The following is a 4183-nucleotide window of genomic DNA, read 5'->3' on the forward strand; positions in this document are numbered from 1 at the left end:
CACCAACAAAAAGTTGACACTATCATTCATACAAATAAAACTTTCTTAGCACTAAAGTGTTAAGAAAGTTTTAGATAGCGTTGATTAGCAGCTTTTGATAAACGATTATGTAATGCCATACTCTCGTCCGAATGTTTAAACTGTCGAATAAATAATACTTCACAATCAGTTTCATCAAAATAACGCAAACCATCATACAAACGTTGATTAGCAGTCACAATATCTTCATCATTTTTTGCAATAATATAACTCATGATATTATCATCTCGCCATTCATCATCGCTAAATGTCAAAACACCTACTTTATACTGTTGGCTTTGCTGATTAATAAATTCTTTAAATTGCGCCAATGTGCCTTCAATAATAGTTAAAGGTTGATGTGGTGCATAATGTTGATATTTCATACCTGGTGAAATAGGTTGATCAATCATTAATTGTTTTTCATAAAGAACTTTATCTTGTAGTGCTTCTTGTAACATCGTTTGGGTGATAGCACCTGGTCTGACAATGACCATAGGTGTACGTGTACAGTCAAGTACTGTACTTTCCAAACCAACATCAACACGTCCTGCATCAACAACACTAGCAATTTTACCTGATAAATCATGCAAAACATGTTGTCCTGTCGTTGGTGAAGGTTTACCACTACTATTTGCACTTGGCGCAGCTAATGGTACATTTACTGCTTGAATAATTTGTCTGGCAATCGGATGGCTTGGCATACGCACCGCAACAGTTTGAAGTCCAGCACTCAAATTAGTTGGCACACTATTTGGCTTTAAAGGCAAAATAAATGTAATAGGTCCTGGCCAAAATATCTCCATTAATTTTTTTACATGTGAAGGTATACTGGCGACAAACTTTTGCATTTGTGACAACTCACTAATATGTACAATCAATGGATTATCAGCTGGACGACCTTTAGCTTGAAATATTTTTTGTATTGCTTGTTCATCAAAAGCATTAGCTGCTAATCCATACACCGTTTCTGTTGGGATAGCTACAACATCACCTTGATGAATAATTTGTGTAATTTCATCTAATATTTGTGGTGTTATATCTTGTTTAATCACATAATGTTTAGTTTTCATATACCCTCCTGACACTATTAAATTATATTTGAAACTTTCATCATTCTATCTTTACCATTTAAATCTTTTCTAACTTCAACTGTAGATGTTGGAAAATAATGTTTAACTATATTCGTCAAACTTCTTCCTTGCTCATGGCCTATCTCAAAATAAACACTACCTTGGGGTTTAAGCACTTTAGGTAATTGACTAATAATTTTTTCATAGATAGCTAAACCTTGATCTTCCGCAAACAAAGCACGATGTGGATCAAAATTAATCACTGTTTTAGAAAGTTGACTTGCTTCTTCAAATGCAATATAAGGTGGATTACTAACAATAACATCTACTTGTTGATTAGCATCAATTAATGGTTGCAAACTATCACCTACATAACTTTGTATCATCGCTTGATAGTTTGTTGCATTCATTTGCGCAATAGCTAATGTTGCCTGATAAATATCTGTCATAATTAATTGATGTTGAGGGCATTCTTTTTTTAAAGTAATAGCAATAATACCTGTCCCAGTCCCAATATCCGCAATTGTTTTATGTTCATCAGACAAATCATGAATTAGCCATTCTACTAATTCTTCTGTTTCAAATCTAGGAATAAGTGTATCTTCTGATACTACAAAATTACGTCCATAAAATTCAGCCCAGCCAACTAAACGTTGATAAGGTACACCTGTTAATATATACTGATGAATGCCTTCTTGAAATTGTTTTAAAATGATATCATCTAACACTTGATTTTGATTTAAAACAAATTGTGTAGTTGTTTCATTTACTAATGCACGCAAAAATACTTTTGCATAATTTTCTTCGCACTTCTCCTTTATTAATAAAGAAGAGGCCCATTTTAGTGCCTCATATCTTTTCATCATTTTTCCTCTTAAATATTGCCGCCTTTATTTAATGCTTCTAATTTTTCTGTTTGCTCAGATACAATTAATGCATCAACGATTTCATCTAATTTACCTTCTAAAATTTGATCAAGTTTTTGAATAGTTAAACCTATACGATGATCTGTGACACGATTTTGCGGGAAATTATATGTACGAATACGTTCTGAACGATCTCCTGTACCGACAGCTGATTTACGGTTAGCATCGTATTCAGCACGTGCTTCTTGTTGAAACTTATCATATACTCTTGCACGTAAGACTTTCATCGCTTTATCTTTATTTTTTAATTGTGAACGTTCATCTTGCATAGATACAACAACACCTGTCGGTATATGTGTTAAACGAACGGCTGACATCGTCGTATTAACGGATTGTCCACCAGCACCACTCGATGCAAATGTGTCTACACGAATATCATTTTCATGAATATCAATTTCTACTTCTTCTGCTTCAGGTAAAACCGCTACTGTTGCTGTTGATGTATGAATACGACCGCCAGATTCTGTTGTAGGGACACGTTGAACTCTATGCGCACCATTTTCAAATTTCATTTTCGAATATGCTGCATCACCATTAATCATAAAAATCACTTCTTTTAAGCCACCGATACCTGTTTCAGAACGTTCTAATATTTCTACTTTCCATCCTTGACTTTCAGCAAAACGTGTGTACATACGGAATAAATCACCAGCAAATAAAGCTGCTTCATCTCCACCAGCAGCACCACGAATTTCCATAATTACATTTTTATCATCATTAGGATCTTTAGGTAAAAGTAAAATTTTAAGTTGCTCTTCAAACGGTGTCATTTTACTTTCTAACTCTGATAATTCTTCTTTTATCATCATTTTCATTTCTGAATCAGTTTCAATCTCTAGTAATTCATAATTATCACGAATTGCTTCTTTACATAATTTATACTCTCTAAAAACAACAACTGTTTGTTCTATACTGCGTTGTTCTTTTGAATAATCACGTAATTTTTTTGGATCACTTACGATATCTGGATCACTTAATAATTCATTTAAGCGTTCATATCGTTCTTCTACAATCTCTAATTGATCAAACATAATTTCTCTCCTTTAATTATCTTTCAATACTTCATGGCAGTGTCGGCATCGTGGTTCATAAGCTTCTGATGCACCTAAAACAACGATCTCATCATCATAATGTGCTGGCTGACCATCAATCAAACGTTGTGTTCGGCTAGCAGGTGCACCACATACAGCACAAACTGCATGTAATTTAGTGATTTGCTCACTTATTGCCATCAATTCTGGCATTGGATAAAAGGGTTCTCCTCTAAAATCTTGATCTAATCCTGCAACAATAATACGATAACCTTCATTTGCTAATTGTTGTACGACTTTAACAATATCTTTATTAAAAAATTGCACTTCATCTATAGCAATAACATCTATTTCATTTGTAATATGTAACATAATTTCTTGAGAATTACGAATTGGAATAGCTGTGACTTGATTACCATTATGTGATACGATGGCTTGTTCAGCATATCGTGTGTCCAATTGTGGCTTAAAAACAGCAATTTTCTGTTTAGCAAATAAAACATGTCTAATTTGTCTTATTAATTCTTCAGATTTCCCTGAAAACATACTGCCACAGATCACTTCAACCCATCCAGATTGTTTCATCACATACATATAAGATACCTCTTATTTCATATTAAATTTAAAAAAACAGATGAGTAAATTACCCATCTGTTATGCTTATTATTTAAGACCGTATTTTTTATTAAAGCGATCAACACGACCATCTGCTTGCGCAAAACGTTGACGTCCTGTGTAAAATGGGTGTGTATCAGAACTCACTTCAACTTTTAATAATGGATAAGTGTTACCATCTTCCCATTCAATTGTTTCGTTTGAAGTTTTTGTAGATCCAGTTAAAAATTTAAAACCACTTGTTGTATCTACAAATACTACTTTATTATAAGTTGGGTGGATATCTTTCTTCATTCCGTTTTCCTCCTTTGCCCTGAACCATCTGGCACAGAGTTATTCAATGTATGACATTGTTATACTTTTAACATTATACCTAGTATCAAATAAAAAATCAAGTCTATTTCAAAGAAAATTTCATCCTTGCATAATCACAAGGATGAAATTGTAGAGACTTAATGATAAGAATATTTATTTAATACTTAAATATATTATCAATTATTGTTTTTTCTTACGACGTAAA

Annotated in this window: 5 protein-coding genes; all 5 read right to left on the reverse strand. The window is 33.0% G+C overall.

Annotated features, from left to right (window positions below; genetic code table 11):
- Positions 1-59 precede the first annotated feature (59 nt).
- Positions 60-1091 (reverse strand): L-threonylcarbamoyladenylate synthase, encoded by a 1032-nt coding sequence (locus AC5EAH_RS07755; protein ID WP_493494208.1) that lies wholly within the window; start codon positions 1089-1091, stop codon positions 60-62.
- 17 nt (positions 1092-1108) lie between these two features.
- The gene (prmC, locus tag AC5EAH_RS07760; protein WP_493494209.1) at positions 1109-1954 is read right to left on the reverse strand and encodes a peptide chain release factor N(5)-glutamine methyltransferase; all 846 of its coding nucleotides are present in this window, start codon (positions 1952-1954) and stop codon (positions 1109-1111) included.
- Between the two features lie 11 nt (positions 1955-1965).
- Positions 1966-3048, reverse strand: a complete 1083-nt coding sequence (prfA, locus tag AC5EAH_RS07765; RefSeq protein WP_493494210.1) for a peptide chain release factor 1 — start codon at positions 3046-3048, stop codon at positions 1966-1968.
- A 12-nt stretch (positions 3049-3060) separates the two neighbouring features.
- Complete coding sequence (locus AC5EAH_RS07770; protein ID WP_493494211.1) at positions 3061-3642, reverse strand: thymidine kinase; 582 nt, start codon at positions 3640-3642, stop codon at positions 3061-3063.
- A gap of 69 nt (positions 3643-3711) precedes the next feature.
- Positions 3712-3957: a type B 50S ribosomal protein L31 gene (locus AC5EAH_RS07775; RefSeq protein ID WP_493494212.1), complete on the reverse strand. Its 246-nt coding sequence runs from the start codon at positions 3955-3957 to the stop codon at positions 3712-3714.
- Positions 3958-4183 lie beyond the last annotated feature (226 nt).

This window comes from Staphylococcus sp. B1(2026) (assembly GCF_058895785.1).

Coding starts and splice junctions, on each gene's coding strand:
- AC5EAH_RS07755 (WP_493494208.1), bottom strand. CDS start 1,091: ATGAAAACTAAACATTATGTGATTAAACAAGATATAACACCACAAATA.
- AC5EAH_RS07775 (WP_493494212.1), bottom strand. CDS start 3,957: ATGAAGAAAGATATCCACCCAACTTATAATAAAGTAGTATTTGTAGAT.
- prmC (WP_493494209.1), bottom strand. CDS start 1,954: ATGAAAAGATATGAGGCACTAAAATGGGCCTCTTCTTTATTAATAAAG.
- AC5EAH_RS07770 (WP_493494211.1), bottom strand. CDS start 3,642: ATGTATGTGATGAAACAATCTGGATGGGTTGAAGTGATCTGTGGCAGT.
- prfA (WP_493494210.1), bottom strand. CDS start 3,048: ATGTTTGATCAATTAGAGATTGTAGAAGAACGATATGAACGCTTAAAT.